Annotated in this window: 20 protein-coding genes; 13 read left to right on the forward strand and 7 right to left on the reverse strand. The window is 39.1% G+C overall.

The window, feature by feature from the left end; genetic code table 11:
* The first annotated feature begins 21 nt into the window (after window positions 1-21).
* The 6 genes from KCTC52924_RS14005 to KCTC52924_RS14030 all read left to right on the forward strand — a co-directional run bounded on the left by KCTC52924_RS14005 (window position 22) and on the right by KCTC52924_RS14030 (window position 6,460).
* Window positions 22-1,599: a RagB/SusD family nutrient uptake outer membrane protein gene (locus KCTC52924_RS14005; protein ID WP_251806690.1), complete on the forward strand. Its 1,578-nt coding sequence runs from the start codon at window positions 22-24 to the stop codon at window positions 1,597-1,599.
* A 368-nt stretch (window positions 1,600-1,967) separates the two neighbouring features.
* Window positions 1,968-3,689 (forward strand): GMC family oxidoreductase, encoded by a 1,722-nt coding sequence (locus KCTC52924_RS14010; RefSeq protein ID WP_251806691.1) that lies wholly within the window; start codon window positions 1,968-1,970, stop codon window positions 3,687-3,689.
* Between the two features lie 3 nt (window positions 3,690-3,692).
* Complete coding sequence (locus KCTC52924_RS14015) at window positions 3,693-4,409, forward strand: gluconate 2-dehydrogenase subunit 3 family protein (RefSeq protein ID WP_251806692.1); 717 nt, start codon at window positions 3,693-3,695, stop codon at window positions 4,407-4,409.
* Window positions 4,410-4,831: 422 nt separating this feature from the next.
* Window positions 4,832-5,143: a TFIIB-type zinc ribbon-containing protein gene (locus KCTC52924_RS14020; RefSeq protein WP_251806693.1), complete on the forward strand. Its 312-nt coding sequence runs from the start codon at window positions 4,832-4,834 to the stop codon at window positions 5,141-5,143.
* A gap of 13 nt (window positions 5,144-5,156) precedes the next feature.
* Window positions 5,157-5,579 carry a hypothetical protein gene (locus KCTC52924_RS14025; RefSeq protein WP_251806694.1) on the forward strand — a complete coding sequence of 141 codons (423 nt, stop codon included), beginning with the start codon at window positions 5,157-5,159 and terminating at the stop codon, window positions 5,577-5,579.
* A 128-nt stretch (window positions 5,580-5,707) separates the two neighbouring features.
* A complete protein-coding gene (locus tag KCTC52924_RS14030) occupies window positions 5,708-6,460 on the forward strand; it encodes a M15 family metallopeptidase (RefSeq protein ID WP_251806695.1) in 753 nt (250 codons plus the stop codon).
* Window positions 6,461-6,594: 134 nt separating this feature from the next.
* Here KCTC52924_RS14030 and KCTC52924_RS14035 read toward each other — a convergent pair whose 3' ends face one another.
* The 5 genes from KCTC52924_RS14035 to tsaD all read right to left on the reverse strand — a co-directional run bounded on the left by KCTC52924_RS14035 (window position 6,595) and on the right by tsaD (window position 11,509).
* Window positions 6,595-7,707 carry a class I SAM-dependent methyltransferase gene (locus KCTC52924_RS14035; protein WP_353057467.1) on the reverse strand — a complete coding sequence of 371 codons (1,113 nt, stop codon included), beginning with the start codon at window positions 7,705-7,707 and terminating at the stop codon, window positions 6,595-6,597.
* A gap of 73 nt (window positions 7,708-7,780) precedes the next feature.
* A complete protein-coding gene (locus KCTC52924_RS14040) occupies window positions 7,781-8,881 on the reverse strand; it encodes an AI-2E family transporter (RefSeq protein WP_251806697.1) in 1,101 nt (366 codons plus the stop codon).
* A gap of 3 nt (window positions 8,882-8,884) precedes the next feature.
* Complete coding sequence (locus tag KCTC52924_RS14045; protein WP_251806698.1) at window positions 8,885-9,535, reverse strand: DUF4159 domain-containing protein; 651 nt, start codon at window positions 9,533-9,535, stop codon at window positions 8,885-8,887.
* Between the two features lie 170 nt (window positions 9,536-9,705).
* Window positions 9,706-10,416 carry a 16S rRNA (uracil(1498)-N(3))-methyltransferase gene (locus tag KCTC52924_RS14050; RefSeq protein WP_251806699.1) on the reverse strand — a complete coding sequence of 237 codons (711 nt, stop codon included), beginning with the start codon at window positions 10,414-10,416 and terminating at the stop codon, window positions 9,706-9,708.
* Between the two features lie 70 nt (window positions 10,417-10,486).
* A complete protein-coding gene (gene tsaD / locus KCTC52924_RS14055) occupies window positions 10,487-11,509 on the reverse strand; it encodes a tRNA (adenosine(37)-N6)-threonylcarbamoyltransferase complex transferase subunit TsaD (RefSeq protein WP_251806700.1) in 1,023 nt (340 codons plus the stop codon).
* Between the two features lie 28 nt (window positions 11,510-11,537).
* Here tsaD and KCTC52924_RS14060 point away from each other — a divergent pair, with 28 nt between their 5' ends.
* The 4 genes from KCTC52924_RS14060 to KCTC52924_RS14075 all read left to right on the forward strand — a co-directional run bounded on the left by KCTC52924_RS14060 (window position 11,538) and on the right by KCTC52924_RS14075 (window position 19,079).
* Window positions 11,538-15,932: a translocation/assembly module TamB domain-containing protein gene (locus KCTC52924_RS14060; protein WP_353057469.1), complete on the forward strand. Its 4,395-nt coding sequence runs from the start codon at window positions 11,538-11,540 to the stop codon at window positions 15,930-15,932.
* A gap of 199 nt (window positions 15,933-16,131) precedes the next feature.
* Window positions 16,132-17,118 carry a 6-phosphofructokinase gene (gene pfkA / locus KCTC52924_RS14065; RefSeq protein WP_251806701.1) on the forward strand — a complete coding sequence of 329 codons (987 nt, stop codon included), beginning with the start codon at window positions 16,132-16,134 and terminating at the stop codon, window positions 17,116-17,118.
* A 22-nt stretch (window positions 17,119-17,140) separates the two neighbouring features.
* Window positions 17,141-18,142, forward strand: coding sequence for a type I glyceraldehyde-3-phosphate dehydrogenase (gene gap / locus KCTC52924_RS14070; protein WP_251806702.1), 1,002 nt, complete (start codon window positions 17,141-17,143; stop codon window positions 18,140-18,142).
* A gap of 85 nt (window positions 18,143-18,227) precedes the next feature.
* Window positions 18,228-19,079, forward strand: a complete 852-nt coding sequence (locus tag KCTC52924_RS14075) for an N-acetylglucosamine kinase (protein ID WP_251806703.1) — start codon at window positions 18,228-18,230, stop codon at window positions 19,077-19,079.
* Here KCTC52924_RS14075 and KCTC52924_RS14080 read toward each other — a convergent pair.
* Complete coding sequence (locus KCTC52924_RS14080) at window positions 19,072-19,452, reverse strand: RidA family protein (protein WP_251806704.1); 381 nt, start codon at window positions 19,450-19,452, stop codon at window positions 19,072-19,074. The genes KCTC52924_RS14075 and KCTC52924_RS14080 overlap by 8 nt on opposite strands.
* 119 nt (window positions 19,453-19,571) lie before the next feature.
* A complete protein-coding gene (locus KCTC52924_RS14085) occupies window positions 19,572-22,277 on the reverse strand; it encodes a putative LPS assembly protein LptD (RefSeq protein WP_251806705.1) in 2,706 nt (901 codons plus the stop codon).
* A gap of 129 nt (window positions 22,278-22,406) precedes the next feature.
* On the opposite strand from KCTC52924_RS14085, the gene KCTC52924_RS14090 reads away from it, so the two are divergent.
* The 3 genes from KCTC52924_RS14090 to KCTC52924_RS14100 are packed head-to-tail and all read left to right on the forward strand — an operon-like array spanning window position 22,407 to window position 26,014.
* A complete protein-coding gene (locus KCTC52924_RS14090) occupies window positions 22,407-23,663 on the forward strand; it encodes an N-acetylmuramoyl-L-alanine amidase (protein ID WP_370671474.1) in 1,257 nt (418 codons plus the stop codon).
* Window positions 23,664-23,719: 56 nt separating this feature from the next.
* Window positions 23,720-24,685, forward strand: coding sequence for an MlaD family protein (locus KCTC52924_RS14095; RefSeq protein ID WP_251806706.1), 966 nt, complete (start codon window positions 23,720-23,722; stop codon window positions 24,683-24,685).
* A 3-nt stretch (window positions 24,686-24,688) separates the two neighbouring features.
* Window positions 24,689-26,014, forward strand: coding sequence for a (Fe-S)-binding protein (locus KCTC52924_RS14100; protein WP_251806707.1), 1,326 nt, complete (start codon window positions 24,689-24,691; stop codon window positions 26,012-26,014).
* Window position 26,015 lies beyond the last annotated feature (1 nt).

The raw sequence follows: 26,015 nt of genomic DNA on the forward strand, positions 1-26,015 counted from the left end.
TAATTATAAAGAGTGTATATCATGAAAATTAAATATATTTTATTACTACTTGTAGTAGTTTGTTTTAGTGCTTGTTCCGATTTTTTGGAGGAGGAGCCGTTAAGCGAGTTAGCTTCTGATCAATTTTTTAAAGAACCAGATCAGGCTTATAGTGCCGTTAATGCACTTTATAGAACCGGTGCGCCTAACATGACAGATGGAGGGGTCTATAGTGGAATGCCTTTAATGTTGGGGGCTTATATGTCCGGGTTTTTTTCTAACGAATATGCAGGGCAAGAATTACATGTTAGTAATGCCCAGCAATTGACGCTGAATGGAGATAATATAGGTGATTATCTACAGGGAAGATGGAGAGAGTTGTACCTTGGGATCTCTAGGGCCAATAATGCCATAAAATATATTCCTGAAACTCCAGGGCTTTCAGATGAAGAGCGCAATCAGTTGACTGCAGAGGCTAAATTTTTTAGAGCCTATTCCTATTATTACTTAGTACGATTTTTTGGTCCGGTTCCCTTAACTACGGAGCCTTATGATTCCTTGGAGAACCTGTATTTAGAGCGAAGCTCAATAGCTGATGTTTATGTTTTAATCGAGGCAGATTTAAAGGATGCTCTTGATAAGGGTGGGTTATCCACTATGTCTATGGTGAACAACGGAAAACGAATCACGGCTGGAACAGTGGCAACATTGTTGTCCGAGGTATATCTGACTATGAGTGGAGCTCCACTAAATGCGGATCGTTATGGAGATGCAGCTAGCTTGGCCCAAGCTATAATCAACGGAGCCTATGGTTCGTACAGTTTGGTTCAGCATGATGAATTGAACACTGGAGAATTGGATTTTGAGAATTCAGCCTATAATAAGATAAGAAAATCCGATGCATCTGCCGAGGAACATATTTATATTAAGGAGTTCGATGCGGCAATTGCCACTTCTACTTTCCCTAGATACTCTTATCCTACAGGATTTTCCCAAGATGTATTATATGATATTGCCAACGGTGCGTATCAGCCATCGGGTAGTTTTTTGGATTTATATGATCCCATTAAGGATTTAAGAGCCCAAGAAAAGCAATACTTTCATACCACCTTGGAAGGAACGAATAAGACCTTTCCAACTTCACCATATATGTGGCATGATGACGAGGCGATGTTCAATACCGCCCTTTCTGGAAAAGATCAGGCTATGATGAGTTATGCAGATGTCTTGTTAATTGCCGCAGAGGCCATAGCAAAGTCTTCAGGAGTAACATCGGATGCGGTGAATTATCTTGCTCAAGTTCGCGGGAGAGCCTACTGGGATACAGATATTGTGACTATAAATCAGACTTTGACCGGTTTAAGTGTTGATAGGTTTGTGGAAGAGGTATGGCTGGAGCGACACAAGGAATTGGTTTTTGAATTTCAAAACTGGTTCGATATTGTTCGTACTAGAAAATTCCCAGTGGCCAGTAGCCCAGGGGTGGTTAATTTTGTAAATGCCGTTGGGCACATTACGGATCAAGGGAAACAAATTGAGGAAAAGCATATGTTGTTACCGCTTCCAGAGCCAGAAATCCAACGAAACCCAAGTTTGGGAACTGAAAACAACGGGTATTAATATTTTTTAATGATTTCCTCTGTCTATTCAGAATTGAGATCGAACTTTTAGGACAAGCTCCTTTTACCACTAAAAGGTATTGGGAGCTCTGTTTTTAATAAGTGAATTTTAATTATTAAATTATTGGTAAAATAACTAGGTTTAAGTTTTAAAGCACTCCCTAGTTCGCGACTAGTATAAAATCTAAATTTTGGGTAATGCCGTAAATAATAAGGTATAGCTACTATTCCAATAAATTATTTGTGATTAAATTTTATCATTTATTGATAGTTTTGTGTCAATTATGGTGGGATCCGAGGTTATTCGTAGAAAAATATTAAATTTAATATCATTTTAAACCTATATTGAACGAAAATTAAATTTTTATTATGCAAATCAAAGAATCCTCAGAAGTATATGACGTGATTATAGTCGGTTCAGGTGCTGGCGGTGGTATGGCTACAAAGCAGCTGGCAGATGCCGGACTTAATGTAGCCGTTGTAGAGGCCGGACCTTTTTTCGATCCCAAGAATCCGGAGCAAATGACTCAGTTAAAATGGCCTTACGATTCGCCACGTAGAGGTGCCGGGTCTACCCGTGCCTTTGGAGAATTTGATATGGCCTATGGCGGATGGGAAATAGAAGGAGAACCCTATACGCGAGAACCAGGAACAAAATTCGATTGGTTTAGATCTCACATGCTTGGGGGGAGAACCAACCACTGGGGGCGTATTTCGCTTCGATTTGGACCTAAAGATTTTAAAGGAAAAACTAGGGATGGTCATGGTGAGGATTGGCCAATTGGTTATGATGATGTAAAACCCTATTATGATAAGGTTGATAAACTTATTGGGGTTTTTGGAACCAACGAAGGCTTGGAAAATGATCCGGACGGATTTTTTCTTCCGCCTCCAAAACCTAGGCTCCATGAACTTTTTTATATTGATGGAGCAAAAAAATCGGGCATCCCCGTTATTCCGGGAAGACTGTCCATGCTAACCAAAAAAATAAACAATGATAGGGGAGTCTGTTTTTATTGCGGACAATGTTCCAGATCTTGTTCTGTATATGCGGATTTCTCCTCGGGAAGCTGTTTAATCTTTCCTGCTCAAAAGAGCGGGGGGAAAATTAGAATATATGTAAATTCGGTAGTGCGTGAAGTAACCACTAACGAAGAAGGAAAGGCTACAGGAGTATCCTACATTAGTAAGGACGACCGTAAAGAGTACAAATTAAAGGGTAAAATTGTTATCATGGCTGCTTCTGCCTGTAGCTCTGCAAGGATTCTTCTCAACTCGAAGAGTAAACAACATCCCAACGGATTAGGTAACAGTAGTAATCTTATCGGGAAATACCTCCACGATTCAACGGGAGCCAGTAGAGCTGGATTTATCCCCGGACTTATGAACAGAAAAACTTCCTATAATGAAGATGGTGTAGGGGGAATGCATGTATATTCACCATGGTGGGGAGATAATACTAAGCTCGATTTTCCCCGAGGATATCATATAGAAGTATGGGGCGGTATGGGAATGCCAAACTATGGTTTTGGATATAATCCAAATGAGTTTAATAAGTTTTTTGGATTAAAACAAGGTGGATATGGGGATGTCCTCAGGGACGATGTTAAGAAGTACTACGGATCCGTCATAGGTTTTGGAGGAAGAGGAGAAGGTATTGCTAGGAAGGATAATTACTGTGAAATTGACCCTACTACAGTGGATAAATATGGTATTCCAGTGCTGAAGTTTAATTATAAATGGTCCAATTTTGAAGTGAATCAGGCAAAACATATGCAGGATACCTTTGAGGAGCTGATCCATAATATGGGTGGTGAGCCGTTGGGTAATAAACCTGGGGCAGAAAATGATTACGGACTGGAAGCACCAGGGAGAATTATCCATGAAGTAGGAACTACAAGAATGGGGAACGATCCAAAGACCTCAGTGACCAACAAGTTTAACCAGTTACACGATGTAGACAATGTATTTATAGTGGATGCAGGACCTTTTGTATCTCAAGCAGATAAAAACTGTACTTGGACAATCTTAGCGTTGTCATGGAGAGCATCGGATTATATTATCGAACAATTGAAACAGCAAAATATCTAGAAAATGGATAGGAGAAAAAGTATACAGACAATGATTTTGGGCGCCGGTGCTGCTGGTTTGGCATTGCACGGATGTACCCCAGAAACAAAGGCATCTTCTGAGGAAGAAATAATTAAGGGAGCGGAAAATTTCTACGGAAGAACACCCGAAGAATTGGAACGTGATGCTGAATTATACGCCGAAGAGCTCTTTAATGAACACGAAATGGAGACCATTGCCGTACTAAGTACCGTAATTCTACCTCCTAAAGAACCACATGGCGGTCCTATAGAAGCCGAAGTACCTCAATTTATTGAGTTTATAGGAAAGGATATGCCTAATATGCAAATGACATTGTTGGGTGGCTTAATGTGGCTGGACCATAAAAGTAATACCGAGTTTGGCGTTGAATTTAAGTCGGCCACACTAGAACAGCAAAAACAAATTTGTGATACTATATGCTATCATGATCCAGAGGTTTCCTTAAAAAGACAACCCTTGGAGATTCAGTTTTTTCATATGTTCCGCGGACTTACCCTTACCGGATATTACACCTCTAAGGTAGGAATCGCCGATTTGGGATATAAGGGCAATATGCCCAATGTCTGGGACGGAGTTCCAGAGGATGTGCTGGCCCAGCACGGAGTGGCCTATGATCCAGTATGGATTGCCAAATGTGTTGATCAAAGCAAGCGTGGCGTTATTGCCGAATGGGATGACAATGGGAATTTGTTGACCTAAAGTTAATATTTCAATATATAGTAACCCCGACGGCTATGCCTCGGGGTTTTTGTTTTTTTAATCATTAGTGAGATTTGTGTATGGAGAAAAACAATGCAGTAGCAATAGGCCTTTAAAACGGGTCATTTCTAACTCGGTTAGTTCCTGGAACTTCAAACTCTTTTCTGTTAACCATTAAGGAACCAATATCACCCGCAACATAATGAATTTACTTGCGCCATAATTTATCATAAGGATAGCCTAAAAACCTCAAGCTGACTTTCACCAAAATCTAGGAGCTTCCTCCTTATACACCGATAAAAGTTTTTGAATGTACCGTTTTCTGCCGACCTTTGTAGGTTGGACCTGTTAACCCAACCACAATGTAAATTTTTAACTGGTTCCATGGCATTTGAGTAAATAAATCTTTTAAAAATAACCGTATGGGGAAGGTAGCCTACAGAAAATGTTCTAATTGTGGTACTGTTAATTTAGATAGCGATTATTGTGAAAACTGCGGTGAGTTGATCAATATTAATCTTAAGCGAAAATTGGCTAGAGAAGCACTTGAAGTTAAAAAGCAAGAGGAAAAATCGGCCAAAAAACCAAATGCGGTTACCGTATTCTTTAAAAAGGCGTTAGAACATCCCAATCTATTGATAAAAATTCCCGCTAAAGTGTTTTATTCCATTTGGGTAGTGGTCATGTCGATTGGTGCTTTTATCGCTTTCCTGTTTAGCTATATAGCCGCATAAATCCCGTATTGCTATGAGATTTCAATTTAACAAGTTAGGTGAAGGATTGTTTTGGATTAAACGGATGTATTTTCCATTATTTAGTATTCTTGGAGTAGGTATATATACCATTCAAAGATGGGGGAGTGGCGGAATACTGCCATCTTGGGTGATTTATTATGTGAATGATTTTTTATGTATGCCTATTGTTTTATATATATGCCAGTTAGCTGTACGAAGGCTTAAATCTAATAAACGACTAAAGCTGACATTACGGCCAATTCTTTCATTGACCCTGTTTTATTCTCTTTACTTTGAAGTTTATCTCCCTATGGTCAACGTTCGATATACGGCAGACCTAATGGATGTTGTCCTGTACTTTTTGGGCGCCGCATTTTTTTATCTGGTGGAAAAAATGACTGTGGAGACAAAAGAATCCAAAGTAATTTATCGTTAACTGGGAAGGAAAAAGGAATTTAGTTTTGTTGAACTAAGCTTGCTTGATGAGCAATAGTCTATTAGGGTTGGTCTTGTTAGAAGATTCCCCTAATTTTAGCAGTTGAAGTGTAACATGAAACAATAGGGATGAGTAGTGCTAGAATTTTTTTAAAGTGTTTGGGAACCGTGATATTTTTAGTCATGATAGGTTGTGGGGAGCAGAGAAAAGCCGATGATATTAAAAAGGATGCCCCTCAAGTGATGGTGCCCCAGAATTCGATGACTATGCCAGACAAAACGTTGCCTGCCAAGGTAGAGAAAATCCTTCTAAAAACGTTGGAAGGTCTTTCGGACACTACCTTTATTAGATTGGCCGACTATAGCGACGACTTTGTTTATGATATGAGGTATGCCACCGAAAATAATTTCTTAAAGGCCAAGGTATATGATTGTGCGGAGTGTTACACTCGGGTTAAAACGGCAAAGGCACTGTTGAAAGCAAATAAGGAGTTTATTGAAAAGGGATATAAAATAAAATTCTTTGACTGCTACCGCCCCAATTCCGTACAGTATAAAATGTGGGCCATTGTACCCAATCCTCAATATGTTGCCAATCCTGTAAAAGGCTCCATTCACAATAAAGGCGGAGCAGTTGATATCACATTGGTTACTTTAGCGGGTGAGGAATTGGATATGGGCACCGATTTCGATTTTTTTGGAAAGAGAGCCTATCATGATAACGTGGATTTACCTCAATTAATTTTGGAGAACCGACTGTTATTAAAAGAAACCATGGAAAAACACGGATTTTGGTCTATTAGGACGGAATGGTGGCACTATAACCTTTCAGCTGGTACCAATGATAAGGTGGCCAATTTTAAGTGGGACTGTCCTTCGTAAATTGTTTTCCCTATTACCGATATAGGAACCGGTAGAAGTAGGGGCGGTAAGCTATAAAATCAGTCTTATGGATAGCGCTAGCTTTACGGATATAATTCTTTCCTTTCATTAAAACCTAGCGCCGTAAATTTCCCTTATGCCTTGGAGCAACTTAAGATAATTTTATTCCCTTCTTCATTGGTGGTGAAGAATAAATACAGATCTCCTCCATCCTTAATTTTGAATTTTTTTCGTATTTCGCTCACGGAGACGGGAAAGTTCCTAGTGGTGATATTAGCTTTGTTTATCCCCAAGGCTTGCACCGATTTTTTATTATAGGGAAGAATTCCTTCTATTTTAAAGCGTCTCCCCGGGAAATCCAGCAGTTGGTCGTGGGTATATAAATGGGAATGTTCATGTAATTTGTTTATGTCAAACCTTTCTGCCACTGTTTTAAATGCCCCTGATTTTAAAATAGCTGAATTTGGTTCATAAAGATAGTTAAGCGGCTTAGAGAAGGAGGGAGATGCTGTCTGTTCACTAGAAAAGGCAAAGTTGAATACTTCTCTGGTAGAACCGATGAGGTTGACAGTCTTGATTATTACCTCGCCATTATGTCCATTTTCTAAAATCCATAGCAATTCTTTGACTTCATTTTTAACGGCAATAATGTGAATTTCCTTTACATAACGCAGTTCTTTTATACCGGCGGAAATATCCAAAAGGGGAGCGGTTTTGATCATGATATTTTGTGCACTTCCAAAAAGAATATCCAAATTTCCAGGAACATTGGGTAGGCAATCCGCTAGCAAAAATACTTTCCCTTTGGCGTCGTTTCGTCTAGAGGGATCCACATAGATCCAATCAAATTGGGAGTCCGATTTTTTCAAAAATTCCAAGCCATCAACAGCGAGAGTCTCAATGTTATTTCTGCCTAATATCTTAAAATTATAGGCTGCAATTTCGGCTACTTCTGGGGCTATTTCACAGTGTAGAATACGGCCTATTTCCTTGCTGAAATAATAGCTGTCCACCCCCAGTCCTCCAGTAAGGTCCAAGAGTGATTTACCAACGGCAATTTCCGACTTGTATCTGGCTGTAATTTCAGAGGAAGTTTGTTCTATATTTAGTTTTCTAGGGTAGTAGATAAGTGGTGTTTCAAACCATGTTGGGAGCTTTTCCTTACATTTATTCTTAGCTTCGATCTGTTGTGCAACCTCCTTGGAGCTTACCCCTATAAATCGATGCTCTTTAAGTAGTACTGACACGATGTCAGTTGTCAAATTAGAATCTATAAAAGATTGTACACCAGTGTTTAGTATATTATTATTCAAAGTATAGCTATAAGTCTTCAGTGAGGTATTTTACAATTTTATTATCGGATAAAAACTCCTTTAAAATGACCTTTATAGCGGTGTATCCCGGTACAGCTATGATCATTCCCATCACTCCAAACAACAAGCCGGCAATAATGATTACCAAGAAAATTTCCAAGGGATGCGACTTCACGCTGTTGGAGAAAATTATCGGCTGTGAAATGAAGTTATCGACCAACTGACCTATTGCCAAACCTATTAAAACATAGCCGGTTTTAGGGAGTACTTCGTTGATGAAATCGGCATCCATATTGCTAGTCATCGTGAGGGCAATCATAAGTACTCCGCCTATGATCGGACCAACGTAAGGAATGATATTGAAAAGGGCACAAAAAAAGGCAATTACAATTGCATTTTCCAGTCCAACTAGTAAGAGTAGAATACTGTAAATTGAGAAGAGAATAAAGATCTGAAGGAGTAGCCCGACGAAATATCGAGACAAAAGATTTTTAATTTTTTCCATGGAATTAATCACTTTTTCTTCTTTGGTTTTGGGGACCAATATCAGTAATCCGTTTTGCAAAAGATTACTGTCTTTTAGGAAAAAGAAGGATATAAATAATACCGAAAATATCCCTATTCCAATATCGCTTAAAAACGTCATTAAGGCATTTAGGAAATTTGGAATCAGACCCGTTGATAGTTCTTCTTGAATATTTTTTTCGATATCGGTTTTATTAATCATTTGTTGGGTTCCCCCGCTTTGGCCAACCAAGTAATTTATTATTTTGCTGTAAACGGAATTTAAACTCTCTAGTAGTTGGTCTAAATTCAACAAGGCTAGATTTTTGCCTTGTTCCGTGATCAGGGGTACAAAAAGTGCCACTACGGCTACAAATATCCCAATGATAAACAGCAAGGCGGCTATAACGGCCATGATGTTGGGGAACTTCAGTTTTCTTTTTAGGAAAAATACAATTGGCCTGCCTATTAAGGCTACTACAGCCGCAATAATGGTGTAGGCAATTACCGATTGTATTTGATATAGAAAATATGCTAAGAGGACTATTCCTGTAATAACGCCAACTGCTCTGAGGATGCCATTGGCAATCGTCTTTGATTTCATAGTTTAGTTTTTAAAAACGTAGGAGATTATGTTTGCCCCCATTTCAAGGGCTTTGGTCCTTATATCTAGTGGGTCGTTATGAACTTCTGAATCTTCCCAGCCATTCCCGAGATCACTTTCAAAAGTAAACAGGAGTACTAGCCTATTTTCATGGAAGATGCCAAAGGCTTGTGGTCGTTTCCCATCGTGTTCGTGTATTTTGGGCAGTCCTTTTGGAAAATGATACTGTTGTTTAAAAATTGGATGATCTGCAGCTAATTCAATCAGTTCCTTGTCAGGGAATACTTTCGTGAGTTCTTTTTTTAGGTAGGGTTCCATACCGTAATTATCATCTATATGAAGAAATCCGCCTCCAAGAAGATAGGTGCTGAGATTTTCAGCATCCTCTTCTGAAAAGTAAACATTGCCATGCCCGGTCATATGTAAAAATGGATATTGGAAAATATTTGAACTGCCAGTCTCTACGGTTGCTGGCTTGGGATTTATCTTGGTGTTTATGTTTTGGTTACAAAAACTGATCAAGTTGGGGAGTGAAGTAGGATTGGCATACCAATCGCCACCGCCACTGTATTTTAAAATGGCAATTTCTTGACCGAATACTAAGGGGCAAGTGAATACATAAATTAGAAATACAATTGCAATACGTTGTTTCATTAGGCCCTAGGATTTTATAATTTCAAATTTAATACTATTAATCCAAACTGCTTCCGAAGAGGGATAATGACTAAAATTGTTATTCGCTAGTAGGCTAATAAACCACCGGTTAAGCAAAAGATCCAAATTGCATTTGTTGACCTCTACAATTGTAAACCGGAGTTTGGCTGTTAGCGTATTAAGTTAACCATGGCCACTGTGGTGCAGGCAACTACTGCGGCAGTTTCTGTCCGCAATCTGGTTTCTCCGAGTGCTATTGGGTTATAAGCATTAGCTAGTGCCAATTTTATCTCTGCAGAGGAAAAGTCCCCCTCCGGACCAATTAAGATTGTAGTGTTTTTATGTGGTGTTAAACTATGGAATAATTCCTTTTTTATTTGGTCCTCACAGTGCGCAATAAACAGTTCGCCACTAGTAGGAGTTTTTAAAAACTCACTAAGCGATATGGCATCATTTAATTTGGGAAGGTAGGTTTGCAGGGATTGTTTCATTGCTGCTTGTAGCACCTTTTCCATGCGTTCCTTTTTAATGATTTTGCGTTCCGAATGATCACATATGACCGGAGTAATCTCGTGGACACCTATTTCAGTGGCCTTTTCCAAAAACCACTCAAATCTATCGTTCAGTTTAGTTGGTGCCACTACCATATGCAATCTATAAGGCTTAGGGGGATTGGTAACTTTAGAAATCACCTTTCCCTCGCATTTTTTAGGGTTAGGGTTGGTGATCTCAGCTTCGAATAAAATGCCGTTGCCATTGGTGATCCAAAGGATATCGCCCGTTTTTTTTCGCAATACTTTGGCAATGTGCTTGCTTTCATCGGTAGGAAATGAAAATTCATTGGTGGCATCATTTAAATCGGGATGGAAAAACAGCTGCATATAGGAATATGGGATTTTTAGTTGTTGTTGGCTTTAGTGATGTAGATTGTTGGTGTTTTCGTTTTAGTGTCTAAATAACATAGCGTGCCTTGGCCGTGATATGTTGATCCGAAAAATCTTGTTCCTTGTATTTTAAATAACCTACAATTCCGATCATAGCGGCATTATCCGTGCAATATTCAAATTTCGGGATGTAGGTAGTCCACCCCCAGTTGCTTTCCGCTTCCGTTAATGCTAGTCTAATACCCGAATTTGCGGATACCCCTCCCCCAATTGCAATTTGCTTAATGCCAGTCTGTTTCACGGCTTTCTTTAATTTATCCATTAAAATATTGACGATGGTGTATTGGATGGAGGCGCAAATATCGTTTCGATTTTCTGTGATAAAATTGGGGTTCTTTTTAGTTTCCCGTTGAATAAAGTATAGAATACTGGTCTTTAATCCACTAAAACTAAAATTCAGCCCATCTACTTTAGGTTTTGGAAAAGGAAATGCCTTAGCATTGCCCAATTGCGCATATTGGTCCACCAAAGGACCACCTGGATAAGGAAGTCCCAATATTTTCGCACTTTTATCGTAAGCTTCGCCTACAGCATCATCTAGAGATTCCCCTAAAACCTCCATGTCAAAATAATTTTTCACTAAAACAATTTGGGTATGCCCTCCGCTAATGGTCAATGCCAAAAAAGGAAAGGAAGGTGTTTTGTAATTATCCTCCTCTATAAAGTGCGATAAAATATGGGCTTGCATATGATTTACCTCAATTAAGGGGATGTTTAGTCCAAGGGCCAACGACTTGGCAAAGGAGGTGCCAACCAATAAAGATCCCATAAGTCCTGGTCCACGAGTAAAAGCTATGGCGGATAACTGTTTTTTATCGATATTTGCCTTGGCTAAGGCTTGGTGTACCACGGGGACAATATTTTGCTGGTGCGCCCTTGAGGCAAGTTCCGGAACGACCCCGCCGTACTCCTCATGGATTTTTTGCGTGGCCACAATATTGCTTAAAGTTTTATTGTTGCACATCACAGCAGCTGAGGTGTCATCACAGGAAGATTCTATGGCAAGAATATAAATAGTTTTATTTTCCACTTGGTTTGGAGTTTGGAATAAAAATTGAATGTACAAAGGTAAAACATTAAGCCCTATCAAAAAATTAAGAAAAATTCTGGTCAGAGTATTTTTGGTACTCCTTCTTATTTGCGTCTTGGGTAGTTTAATGCTCTCCTTGCCCATTGTTCAGACCGGTTTTGCCAGGTATGCTGCTGCGGCAATAAATAACCAGTTTGGGACCAATATTAGCATAAATCGCTTACGAGTATCGCTAATTACGTGGAATACTTCCCTCAATGGGATCTATATAGAGGATTATAAAAAGGATACCTTGTTCTACGTAGATCATTTAAGAACCTCCATTCTAAACATGGGCAATCTGGTTAATGGAAAATTGGAGTTCGGGGATATTGATATGAGGGGGTTGAATTTTAAACTTAAAACATATAAGGGGGACAGCATCACCAATTTAGAAGTCTTTATTGATAAGTTGGATGATAAGAAACCTAGGGAACCGGGGTCTCCACCGTTCTTCCTTTCCTCCTCCGATGTGGAAATAACCGAAAGCCATTTTAAACTTATAGATGAGAATAGGGAGACTACCGAAATGTTGAATTTTAGGGGGCTGAATATTTCTGCTGCTAAATTTAACATTATAGGCCCAGAAGTGGTTTCCAGTATCAATGCAATGTCCTTTAAAAGTGATAGGGGGATCATAGTAGAAAAATTAAATACCCAATTTAGATATACCAAAGAGCAAATGCGGTTTGATTCCCTTGGAATAAAAACCCCTCAATCCCAATTAATAGGGAATGTAGTGTTTAATTACCGCCGTGAAGATTTTGCCGATTTTATCAACAAGGTGAATATAGAGGCCGAATTTGTGGAATCTACCGTTGCCTTAAATGAAATTAACCTCCTCTATGATCAATTTGGAAGTGATAAAACCGTGCTCTTTTCCACCAAGGCGAGCGGTGTTCTAAACGATTTAAATACCACGGATATGTTCCTCAATATGGAGGAAACCGGAATTCGGGGCGATTTTAATTTTAAAAATCTATTTAATCCAGACGGCAACTTCTCCCTTGCCGCGGATATGAAAAATGTCACCTCCAGTTATTACGAACTTAGGGCATTGTTGCCTAATATTCTAGGGGATGTGCTGCCTTCGTCTATAGAGAAACTGGGGCAGTTTACCATTCGTGGAGATGCAATTATCACTCAATCTTCTATAAAGACCAAGGCTAATATTAACACCCTGATTGGAAGTAGCTACGTGGATCTAGAGTTGACAGATATTAACCGAATAGATAATGCGTCCTACAAAGGTTTTATTGCATTGATGGATTTTGATCTTGGGAATTTAATTGAAAGTGATGAAGTAGGTGTGACCAATCTAGATTTTAATGTAGAGGGCAAGGGGTTTGTTCGAGAAAATTTGAATACCGAAGTGATCGGAGAGGTATATTCCCTGTATTTTAATGGATACAATTATCAGAATTTAAAGGTATCGGGAATATTAAAGGAACAGCTTTTTGACGGTTTTCTGTTGAGTAACGATGAGAATGTTAAATTCACCTTTAAAGGATTGGCAGACTTTGCGGAAAACAGGAATAATTTCAACTTTATTGCCTCTGTAGATTATGCAGATCTTAAAAAACTGAATTTCATAAAAGATAGTGTCGCTATTTTTAAGGGGGATATTACAATGGATATTTCAGGTAACTCTTTGGATAATATTGTGGGGGACCTTAATTTTAGTAAAACAAACTACCAAAATATAAATGACACCTATTATTTTGATGATTTTAAAATATCCTCAACTTTCGAAAATGACACCACTAGAATTATAGATATAAATTCTCCCGATATTATTACTGGGTATCTCAAAGGGAATTTTAAAGTAAAGGAGTTGGGGCAGTTGGTTCAAAATTCTCTCGGGAGTATCTATACCAACTATAAGCCGCATAAAATATCCAAAAACCAACGACTGGCCTTTAACTTTAAAATATATAACAAAATAGTGGACGTGTTTTTTCCACAGGTAAAGTTTGATCCAAACACCTTTATTAGGGGGAATATTGTTGCTGATGAAGGCGATTTTAAACTAAACTTTAAGTCTCCCAGTATAATGGCCTATGGCAATGAACTAGATAGTATAGATGTTAAAATTGATAATAAAAACCCCTTGTTTAATACCTATATTTCCGTAGGGGATATGTCCACGGCCTATTATGATGTTAAAGATTTCAATTTAATAAATACCACTCTAAAGGATACCTTATTCTTTAGAACCGAATTTAGGGGAGGCAGTAATTTTAACGACAGTTATAATTTAAACTTCTACCATACATTTAATAAGGAGAAGAAATCTGTTATAGGACTTAAAACCTCTGATATTAATTTTAAGGGCAATAAATGGATATTAAACAAAGAAGGTAATAGTAAAAATAAAGTGATTCTCAATAACACATTGGATAGTATCGTCATTCAAGAGATAGTGATGAATCACAATGACAATGAACAGATAAGGCTTAGGGGGCAACTTGCAGATTCTACTTTTAAAGACGTTGAGCTCCAGTTCAGTGCGGTATCCCTAGAAAAGATTACCCCAGAGATAGATAGTCTTAAATTAAAGGGAGTGGTCAATGGAACTTTAAACCTCCTTCAAAAAGACAATATATATTTACCCTCCTCCAATTTAATGATATCTAAATTAGGAATTAATAATATTCCTTTAGGAAATCTAAGTATTGGAATAGTCGGTAACAAGGACTTAACGAGCTTTGTGGTAAACTCTACTTTGATAGAAAATGGGAAAGAGAGGTTAAGTGTGGTGGGGAATATCATTGATAAGGTAGATGAGGAGCCTCAAGCAAATCTAATAGTAGATTTTAACGACTTTAACCTGGAGCCTTTTAGTCCGCTGGGAGAAGGGGTTATTACAAACATCAGGGGGCTGATAAGGGGAAGCGCGCAATTAAAAGGTCCTTTGAGTAACCCTACCATGAGCGGTTTGTTGAGTTTGGATAAGGCGGGACTAGCAGTGCCGTATTTAAACGTCGATTACAGTTTCGCACCCTATTCAAAAGTCATGTTGTCCGAGCATACCTTTAACTTTCAAAAGGTAAAATTAACAGATATCGCCATGAAGACCAATGCCACCTTGGACGGTACTATTACCCATGATTTCTTTAGGGACTGGAGTCTGGACCTGAATGTAGATACGAACGATAACCGATTTTTAATATTGAATACCCCGTTTAAGGAAGAAGTGCTCTATTATGGAACGGGTTATTTAAATGGGAAGGGGAGAATTTTTGGTCTAACCAATGCGCTGACCATTGAGGTAGATGGGGAGACTGCAAGGGGTACCACCCTAAAAATCCCTATTAGCGATGTAGCCAGTGTGGGCGATTTTTCCTTTATTAATTTTGTAAGTAAAAAACAGGAAGGAGTAGATACTCCGCAACGTGTGCTAAAAGAAGTGGAGGGTCTAGAGTTGGCATTTAACTTGGATGTTACGCCCGATGCGGAGGTAGAGATAGTGTTAGACACTAAGACCGGAAGCTCCCTAAAGGGTACTGGGGTTGGGATTTTGTTTATTGAAATTAACACCAACGGCAAGTTTAATATGTACGGGGATTTTGTGGTAGTAACAGGTGAATTCCATTATAAATTTGGGGGTATTATTGATAAATCTTTTAGGGTGAAACCTGGAGGAAATATTACTTGGGAAAGAGAGCCTCTAGCAGCGCAATTAAACATGGAGGCCATATACTCCCTAAATGCCAATCCCGCTCCCTTGTTAGACAACCCAGGCTACACCAGACGTATACCTACAGATGTTGTGGTTCATCTGACAGGGGAATTGGAAAGCCCCGTCGTAGATTGGAGAATAGACTTTCCTGGAACCAATTCCATAATAAAATCGGAATTGGAGTACAGATTGCAAGATCCCACCATAGCCGAACGAAACGCAATATTTTTATTGGCGCAAGGTTCGTTTGTAAATGAACAGACAGGAATTAATCAGCAAGCAGTGACCGGTAACCTCTTGCAGTCGGCCTCGGGATTGTTGAATTCCGTTTTGGCGGGAGATAATGACAAACTAAACCTTGGGCTATCCTACGAACAGGGAATATTGGATAGAAGTACTGATATTCAGACCGAAAATAGGATTGGAGTAACCTTGTCGACTCAAATAAGCGATAGGATTTTGCTGAACGGTAGGGTAGGGGTTCCTGTAGGTGGAGTGTCCGAAACAGTGGTTGCTGGGGATGTTGAGGTGCAGATTCTTTTGAATGAGGAGGGGACTCTTAGTGCCAAAATATTCAATAGGGAAAATGAAATCCAACAATTTTTGGCGGATCGTCAGGGATATACTCAGGGAGTTGGGCTTTCCTATCAGGTAGATTTTGAAAGCTTTAAAGCCTTGTTGTTGAAGATTTTAGGGAAATAAAAAATGCTTTTTCAACACATGAAAAGGAATTTCACATAAATTGTAAATAATCACTTTTTGTACAGTAATGATTATGAATTTAACAAATTGGAAGAAATTACTTAACGAAAACGTTTTAGTGCTACATTATTGTCAAATTAAAGCCAAAGTCGGGTAATTATTGGAATAAGTTTGCTAATTTTGCTTTTTTAAAATTTTAATGGGTTCAACAATAAAAAAAATAGGTGTTTTTACATCAGGAGGGGATTCCCCGGGGATGAACGCTGCTATAAGGGCAGTAGTTCGGACATGTGCGTATTTAAAGATAGAATGTGTTGGAATCTATAGAGGATTCGAAGGCATGATGGAAGGTGATTTTAAGGTCATGGATGCGCGTAGTGTAAATAATATAATCAATAAAGGAGGGACTATACTTAAATCGGCTCGTTGCTTGCCATTTAGGACAAAAGAAGGACGTCAACTAGCCTATGATCAACTAACGGCAGCTGGGATAGATGCTTTTGTGGTAATTGGTGGTGATGGTAGTTTTACAGGAGCCTTAACCTTTAATAAGGAATTTAACTTTCCTGTTATCGGTATACCAGGAACTATAGACAACGATATCTTTGGTACTACCTATACGTTGGGTTTTGACACTGCTTTAAATACGGCTGTGGAGTGTATAGATAAGATTAGGGATACCGCAAGTTCCCATAACAGACTCTTTTTTGTAGAGGTTATGGGTAGGGACGTTGGTCATATCGCATTAAACGCTGGCGTTGGAGCCGGAGCCGAGGAAATTTTGATCCCAGAAGAGAATCTTGGATTAGAAAGGTTATTGGAATCGCTGAAACGCAGTAAACTATCTGGAAAATCGTCTAGCATCGTGGTGGTGGCCGAAGGGGATAAGACGGGGAAAAACGTATTTGAACTTAAAGAATACGTGGAAGAACATTTACCTATCTACGATGTGCGTGTATCGGTACTGGGACATATGCAACGCGGTGGGTCACCATCCTGTTTCGACCGTGTTTTGGCAAGTAGAATGGGAGTAAAGGCAGTAGAAGCTTTATTGGAAGGAAAGACCAACCTTATGGTAGGTATTCAGGACAATACAATTACCTTAACACCGATCAGTAAGGCAATTAAAGGACATACTAAGATTGATAAAGAGCTCTTAAGGGTTTCGGAAATCATGACAACATAAATAAAAATTAAAACACAATAAAATGTCAAATTTAAAAATTGGGATTAACGGTTTTGGAAGAATTGGAAGATTAGTCTTCAGGGCAACCGTAAAAAGAGATAATGTAGATGTAGTTGCAATCAATGATTTGTTGGATGTAGAGCATATGGCTTATATGTTGAAGTACGATTCTGTACACGGAAAATTTGATGGTACCGTTGAAGTAAAGGACGGTAATCTGATTGTAAACGGTAAAACGGTACGTATTACTGCCGAAAAAGACCCAAAAAATTTAAAGTGGGATGAAGTAGGGGCTGAGATTGTTGCGGAATGTACCGGAATATTCACTACCTTGGAAACAGCTCAGTACCATATTGACGGAGGTGCCAAAAAAGTAGTAATCTCTGCACCATCGAGCAATGCGCCGATGTTTGTAATGGGAGTTAACCATAAGGATGCTAAAGGATCGGATACTATTGTTTCCAATGCATCTTGTACTACAAATTGCCTTGCGCCTATGGCAAAGGTATTGAATGATAGTTTTGGGATAGAGGAAGCTTTGATGACTACGGTTCATGCTACCACAGCTACACAAATGACGGTTGATGGTCCTTCTAGAAAGGATTGGAGAGGTGGAAGAAGTGCGCTTCTAAATATTATTCCAGCATCTACAGGAGCTGCAAAAGCGGTAACTAAGGTTATTCCTTCGTTAAAGGGAAAACTTACCGGGATGGCATTTAGGGTTCCAACTGCAGATGTTTCTGTAGTGGATCTAACGGTTAGATTGGAAAAGGAAACTTCTTACGATGAAATTAAGAAAGCATTTAAGAAAGCTTCCGAAGGTGAGTTGAAAGGAATTTTAGGATATACAGAGGAAGCAGTAGTTTCACAAGATTTTATCGGAGATCCAAGAACTAGTATTTTTGATGCAGGTGCTGGAATCGAGTTGAATTCTAAGTTTTTCAAAGTGATATCTTGGTATGATAACGAGACTGGATACTCTCATAAATTGGTAGACTTGGCTCAGTACATTCATACACTATAATCTAAGTGCATTACTAATTAATGAAATCCTGAAAGTGAACATATTTGTGTTTGTTTTCAGGATTTTTACTTAATAAAATTGTTTTATGATATTGATAGTTGATAGTGGCGCTACAAAATCCGATTGGATTGCTTTGGATGAAAAAGGAGACCAGTTGTTCATGACACAAACCCTTGGACTTAGCCCAGAGGTATTGACAAGACCTGTTATTGAAGATCGTTTGGCCGATAATTTTGAACTTTCCAAGAATAGGGAAAGAGTTTCGCATTTGTATTTTTACGGTGCAGGCTGTGGTACCGATAGGATGAGAAATTTCTTGGGCGAAATCTTTAAAGAATTTTTTCCCAATGCGAAAGCGGAGGTTAAAGAAGATACTTATGCTGCTATTTATGCAACCACAAAAGTGGGGCATCACGGCATAGTATGTATTTTGGGTACAGGATCTAATTGTAGCTATTATGATGGTGAAATATTACATCAAAAAGTTGCTTCCTTAGGGTATATTCCGATGGATGATGGTAGTGGTAACTTTTTCGGTAGAAAATTGATCCGTGATTATTACTTTAATAAAATGCCAAAGGATTTGGCTACCAAGTTTGAAAAGGAGTACAATCTTGATGCAGATGTTATTAAGGAAAACCTGTACAAACAGCCCAATCCAAATACCTATCTAGCTACCTTTGCAAGGTTTATTGTGGAAAATAAAAACCACCCCTACAGTAGAGGGGTGATCGATAAAGGCTTTCAGCAATTTGTAAACAATTACATCATGCAATTTGAATTGGCCACCAAGGTTCCAGTTAGTTTTGTTGGCAGTATTGCGCATTATCTACGCGATGAGTTGACTGCGGTAATCGAAAGAAACGATCTGGTACTAGGGGTTATTAGACAAAGACCTATAGAAGGACTTGTTGAATTTCATAGGGCTGCTATTTAATAGCGATCATAGAAATTTCAACATTCACAAATTTAGGGAGGTTGGCTACTTCTACAGTTTCCCTAGCTGGGGCTGTTTCAGCATTAAAATAAGCTCCGTAAACCTCATTTATCAGTGAGAACTGATGCATGTCTTTTACGAATATCGACGATTTAACAACATTTTCAAAAGTCATTCTTGCCTCGGTAAGAATGGCTTTTAAGTTTTCCATGGATTGTTGCGTTTCCTTTTTTATGTCGCCCGCAACCAATTCCCCGGTCTTTGGGTCTAGGGGTATCTGTCCAGAAATGTACAAGGTGTTCCCTGTCAATACAGCCTGATTGTACGGGCCTATAGGCGCTGGAGCGTTTGTGGTGTTGATAATTGTTTTCATATCCTCTGTTATTTATTATGTTATAGTGTTTCTGAGTGGATCTTTGTTATGCACAATAATCGTTCGGGAAATTGGCCCAAACCACTTCTTTTTTTTTAATCAGTCTATTTAAGTTGGGGTTATCTTCTTCGGCTAGGCTGACTGCGATTTTCCCACTTAAGGTCTTGCAAGATAGAACTCTTGATCCCGATAAAGAAATACCACCGCTTATAGGTTCCAAATGGGGTCCAGTTGAAATTCATTCTAAAACTCTTTAGATCTCTTTCAAATCTCAATTGGGTAAGGGTAAAGCCCTTGTTTTTAAAATCATATCCAGAGGATCCACCTACCTTCCACCTAGGAGACAATTGAATGTTTCCGGAAAACATTAAGGCGTGACTCCCAACGGCGTTTTGCCTATTGGAATTGGAGTAATTAACGGCGTAGGACATACGTAGGTCCCAAGGCAACTTTGTGCCGTAAAAGGGGTTCTCTACATCTTCGGAGCCCTTGTCTCCATCTTCCCCAGGCCTGTTTTGGTTAAAATCCTCTGCTTTTCCAAAAAGATCATCGTCCCTACCGCCACTAGAGGCAACATAATCATACTCGTCCTTACTGTCTTTCTTGTCATCAGTTTTCTTTCCAAAGGTTTCGCTGCTTATGGAATAACTTACGTTTCCCCTTGCTGAAGTAAGTCTAAAAAGACTTCCTCCATTGTCTATGTTAAAGGTGTTTATTCTGGTTCCATTATTGTCAATGGCATATGGGTCTAAACTGGCGCCAAAGTTAATAGACATTTTATTGTTCAATATATTGGTCCCTCCGTTTATGTTCAACGGACTCAGTTTTAGAGAGTCGGCCTCAAAATTATAGCCGGCCGATAAGTTTAGATTGCTCAGGAGGGAAATCTTTTTGGCTTCCGTGGCGGTAGAATCCTTGCTTCGTACTTTGGCTTCCAGTTGGTTTCCCAAGGAGAAACTCATGGAGCTCGACTTATTTAAGCCTGGTGCTCCGTTTAAGGTGCCTTCAAACCTGCTGTACAGTTCCTCTTCGTTGTTGGCTCCTATATAGCTGTCGTAAAATTGATCAAAAGAAGGGGTGTAGCCGTAACTTAAGGAGGGCCTCATGACGTGCCTTATGGCTTGTATTTTCTTGTCCTCGCCAAAGTTGAAGGTTCCATACATTGTAGTTCCAATACTGGAGCTAAAATTGTATTTGTTATAGCGGTCAAATCCGCTAATGGTGTCGGTAATCACCTCTCTTTTAGTATCCAGATCATAATCGCGTTTATAGGTTTCAATGGCCCAAACATCTTCATAAGAACCCCCTACACTAACGCTAAAATGCTTGGCGACCTTAAAGTTCGTGCTTAAGGGTATGGAGTGTCTTGCTCCAAATTTTGATTCCTTAAACATTCTACTGGTCAGAAAGTCCTCCTCAGTAGTCCTGATGCTATTTCTAGCATTAAGGTTGTATTGGAAGTTTACATTTTGAATGATACCCTTTTTTATGCCTTCTCTAGGGGCGAATGGGTATATACGTTCCATACTTGTCTGCAACGTAGGCAAGGTAACATCTACCGTTCCGGTATTGGTGTTTTGGTTATGTGTGGCCGTAAGGCTCGTGTTTACCGACGGATATGCCGGAAAGGTTTTGGAATAGGAAATAGATGATGATAAGTTGTTTACCTGGGTGTTGGGCAGGTTTTGCTGTAAAAGCGAATTCCGGTAGTAAGAACTACTCCCTAGGTTTACGGAAGCTTGGAATCTGGAATTTGGGTTATTCTTGGGGTCTTGGGAATGTGACACCTGTATATTGTATATAGTGGTCCTGCTATAATCACTAAACCCTTTCTGGCTTGTGATCAGGTTTTCATATCTAAAATTTATATTTCCTCTATATTTATATCTCTTGGTGTAAATAGATTGTGTTCTAAGGCCATAACTACCGTTGGTATAGAGATCTCCGGTAAGCGTAAGGTCCACATAATCGTTTATGGGCAGGTAATACCCTCCATTCTGCAAAAAGTAGCCTCTATTGGGGTCACTTCCAAAGGTGGGCATCATTAGGCCTGCAGTCCTTCCTACCGTTAATGGGAAATAAGCAAACGGAAGAGCTATAGGAGTGGGTACATCGGCAATATATAAATTGCTAAAACCGGCAATTACTTTTTTCTTGGGTACAAATTTGGCCTTATTTATTTTGATGTAATAATCGGGATTAACCGTATCCTTGGAGGTGGTAAGCTTGCCTTGACTTAAGAAATAAACGGAATCGTTTTCTTTTTTAGTGATTTCAGCATAAACCTTCATGGCATCGCTTCCCAACTGTCCCAACCCGGCCTGTTGCTCTGTTCTAGAGTTCCAAATAATGGCCTTTTGAGTGTTGAAATTAAATCTAATGGAATCTGGGATCACTATATTGGTACCCTGTTTAAAATAGGGTAACTGGGTATAATTTCCCAGCGAATCCTTAATACGCCCGGCGGAGACCTCATTTTTAGTGTAGTCCATTATAATTATACCGGCCTTTAACTCCGTATCCTGATAGTATAGTTCTGCCTCGTTATACAGATAAATTTTCTGATCTTTTTGGCTCATTTTTACGTAATCCTTGGCCTTGTATTTGATTTTATCCAGAAGAAAGGCTTGCTTTCCACCTATAGAATCAATTTTTGTGGAGTCGCCTAATACCGCTAATTTTGGATCTGGAAAAAGGGGTGCAACTATGGTGTCCTTATGCGCAGCAATGGGCAATGGTATAATTTGGTCTTCTTGGGCCGTAGTTGTAAAGGCGCCAAATAAAAGGAGCAATAGGAAAAGTACATGATGTTTATTTGATTGCAAAGCTAGATATCCTATTTTTGTAACGGTTTGGCAACAATTCGGGTCCAAACTTACATATAATTTTTGTTGTGTATGTAGGGTATTGCAATAAATTTAACCTAATATAATGATCAAATTACAACTCGCGATATGAATAAAAAACGGATTTCCCTTATATCATTTATACTTTTGGCTTTCTTTATGGTTTCTTTTGGAGAAAAAATAAATAAGGCGGATACTGAAGGAAAGTTTATTGTGGTGCTTGATGCTGGCCATGGCGGCCATGATCCTGGGAATTTAGGGAATGGGTATCTAGAAAAAAATATAGCGCTAAAAATAGTTTTAGGTGTTGGAAAGATTTTGGAGAAAAACCCCAATATTAAAGTGATCTACACAAGAAAAGATGATTCTTTTGTGGACTTGTACAAGCGGGGGGAAATTGCCAATAAAGCCAATGCAGACCTGTTTGTTTCTGTGCATTGTGATTCCCACACCTCGGATGCCCATGGCGCTGGAACCTTTGTCTTGGGTTTGCATGCCAATAAGCAAAATTTTGAAATCGCCAAAAAGGAAAACTCGGTAATCTATTTGGAAGATAATTATGAGAGTAGGTATGCGGCTTACGACATTACTTCTCCTGAGTCCGTTATTGGACTTACCATTATGCAGGAGGAATTTCTGGACCAAAGTATTAATCTGGCTAAATTGATGCAGGATAATTTCTCCAAAAAACTAAAAAGAAATGATCGTAAGGTAAAACAGGCGGGATTTATTGTGCTACACCAAACGTTTATGCCCAGTGTATTGGTTGAAACTGGTTTTTTGACCAACAAGAACGAGGGGGCTTATTTAAATTCCAGAAAAGGTCACGATGAGATGGCTGGGGCCATCGCAGATGCTATCCTTACTTATAAAAAGGGAATGATTGCATTTGAGGAGCCTGTAGTTTCCAAAAACACACTGGTAGTGGTAGATGCTAATAAAACTCAGTCGGCAATAAAAAAGACGGGAGGGGTTACTTCTAAAGATACGCAATCGGAGAATAGACCCAAGTTGGTAATAAAGGACGAGTCGGCTAAAGCACCTAAAATAGTGGTCAACGAAGCTAATGACGATGCTACAAATCCTGTCAAGAAATCCGCTAATATTATCTTTAAAGTGCAAATTTTTGCAAGTGCCAAGAATATCCCATTGCATTCTGAAAATTTTAAAGGACTAAATACCCTATCTAAGGAGAAATATAGCAATATGTATAGGTATATGTATGGGAATACGGACGACCATTTTCAGGCCACTTTGCTAAAGAGTAATGCCGATGCTAAGGGGTACGATACCTCCTATATAGTTGCCTATATGGATGGGGAACGGATCTCCGTAACAAAGGCTCTTAAATACCTTTCGGAATAATAGCCACTCTTCTAAAAATTATTTCTAATTTTGTTAGCAACTGAAAATAAAATCTTTTGAAAATATCTAGGGAAGTAAAAACAGGAATTATTGTTATTGGCGGTATTCTGTTGTTCATTTTGGGGTTTAGTTATTTAAAGTCCACACCGCTCTTCGACAATAGCAAGACATTCTACGCAGTCTACCAACATGTGGGAGGATTACAATCGGGGACACAGGTGACCATAAATGGATTTTCTGTAGGAAAAGTGAATGATATTAGGTTTAAGGATGCTTCCGGTAGCCTTTTGGTCACCTTTACAGTGAGCAATAACTTTTCCTTTTCAAAGAACAGTAAGGCCGAACTCTATGATACAGGTATCATAGGAGGTAAGGGCATTCAAATAAAACCAGTATTTGACGGGGCTGAAATGGCCATATCCGGAGATACTTTGTCTTCGGCGACCAGACCCGGATTAACAGATTTGGTACAACAACGGTTAGCTCCCTTGCAATTGAAGGTAGAAGGTGCAATATCCAATGCGGATACCCTGTTGATGAATGTGAATGAAGTCTTAGATCCAAAAGCAAAAAAGGATTTAAGGGAAAGTATAGCCGGACTTAGTGCTATGGTAAAAAGCTTTCAAGGGAGTGCAGATGCACTAAACGCCATATTAAACGGCAATAAGGAGAATTTAAATAATTCCATAAGCAACTTAAGTACTATCACGGACAACTTTAGCAAGTTATCGGACTCCTTGGCTAATGCTGGACTGGGAGAAACGATTAAAGGCCTACAGACCACTCTTGGCGATCTAAACGTAGTGTTGGCCAAAATAGAAAATGGTGATGGGACCCTTGGGAAATTGGTCAACGACCAAACCTTGTACAACAATCTAACAGACGCCTCCCAACAATTGGACTTGCTTCTTCAAGATTTCCGCTTAAACCCGAAACGCTATGTCAATGTTTCGGTATTTGGGAAAAAACAAATAGATTATGCCGTTCCCTCCGATGATCCGGCCAAAGAAATAACCGATTAGACCATGGACTATATTCCCAATATTCTTTTTGCAATCCTTCTTATTGCCGGAATTGCATTTTTCGCCAAAAATGTAAAGAAACTTATCCGCAACATTAAATTGGGGAAACCAGTAGATACTAGTGACCATACTTCCCAGCGATGGAGAAATATGGCAAGAATTGCATTGGGACAGACTAAGATGGTAGTGAGGCCTATTCCGGGGATACTACATATTATTGTGTATGTGGGATTTATTATTATTAATATTGAAGTCCTAGAAATAGTTTTGGACGGTTTGTTGGGCACCCATAGGATATTTTCTTTTTTAGGGGGATTTTATAGTTTTTTGATCGCTTCTTTCGAAATTCTAGCCTTATTGGTGATTGTTGCGGTATTCTTATTTTGGGTGCGTAGGAACATTATTAAATTAAAACGATTTTTAAATCCAGAAATGGCCGGTTGGCCCAAAAAGGATGGGAATCTAATTTTGTATATAGAATTTGTATTGATGGTTCTTTTTTTAACCATGAATGCGGCAGATTACCAGTTGCAACAAATGGATGTGGCTCATTATACCAAGGCAGGAGCCTTCCCTGTGAGTCAGTTTATTGCTCCCTTGTTCCAAGAAATGTCAATATCCTCAATAATTGTACTGGAACGAACGGCGTGGTGGTTGCATATAACAGGAATCTTAATGTTTCTTAACTATCTGTACTATTCCAAACATTTACATATACTCTTAGCTTTCCCCAATACGTATTTTGGGAAGGTAAGACCAAAAGGTCAGTTTAATAATTTGGATTCTGTGACCAAAGAAGTAAAGTTGATGATGGATCCCACAGCGGATCCCTTTGCCGCACCCGATGAAAATGCTGCTCCACCTGAAAAATTTGGCGCTTCAGATGTAATGGACCTTGAATGGGTACAATTATTAAATGCGTATACCTGTACAGAATGTGGTCGCTGTACCAGCGAATGTCCCGCAAACCTGACCGGTAAGAAATTGTCCCCAAGAAAGATCATGATGGATACCAGGGATAGGTTGGAAGAAGTGGGGAAGAACATGGACGCCAATAAAGGTGTGTTTGTTCCTGATGGAAAACAATTATTGGGAGATTATATCAGCCATGAGGAGCTTTGGGCATGTACCACTTGTAATGCCTGTGTAGAGGCTTGCCCGGTGAGTATAGATCCCTTATCCATTATAATGGATATGAGGCAATATTTGGTAATGGAACAGTCCGCAGCCCCATCCGATCTGAATAATATGATGGGTAATATTGAAAACAACGGGGCACCATGGCCATTTAATCAGATGGATAGGCTTAATTGGTCCAAGGAATCATAAT

Origin of the sequence: Arenibacter antarcticus (assembly GCF_041320605.1) — a bacterium.
Taxonomy (GTDB): Bacteria; Bacteroidota; Bacteroidia; order Flavobacteriales; family Flavobacteriaceae; genus Arenibacter; species Arenibacter antarcticus.